1 pseudogene is annotated in these 214 nt (G+C 54.7%); it reads left to right on the top strand.

Annotation, left to right across the window (positions count from 1 at the left end):
• Window positions 1–5: 5 nt before the first annotated feature.
• Window positions 6–214: pseudogene (locus PPOP_RS18465) on the top strand (helix-turn-helix domain-containing protein); the annotation flags it as partial.

Raw genomic sequence — 214 nt, 5'->3', positions numbered from 1 at the left:
CCACCATGAGCTACACTCATCTTAGCATAATCGAGCGAAGCAAGCTAGAAATCCTCCATCAGCAAGGGAAAAGTGCCCGAGCCATCGCCAAGGACATGCCACCATTAGCCGGGAACTGCGCCGAAACGCAGCCCAAGAGACTTACCATGCGGGATCATTTCAGGAGAGCTATGTCCATCGTCGTCAGGCCTCCATTCCCGCAGGAAAGTGGACG

Origin of the sequence: Paenibacillus popilliae ATCC 14706 (genome assembly GCF_000315235.1) — a bacterium.
GTDB classification, from domain to species: domain Bacteria; phylum Bacillota; class Bacilli; order Paenibacillales; family Paenibacillaceae; genus Paenibacillus_B; species Paenibacillus_B popilliae.
Note: the sequence above shows the minus strand (reverse complement) of the source record. Positions and strands in the feature narration are given on the sequence as shown.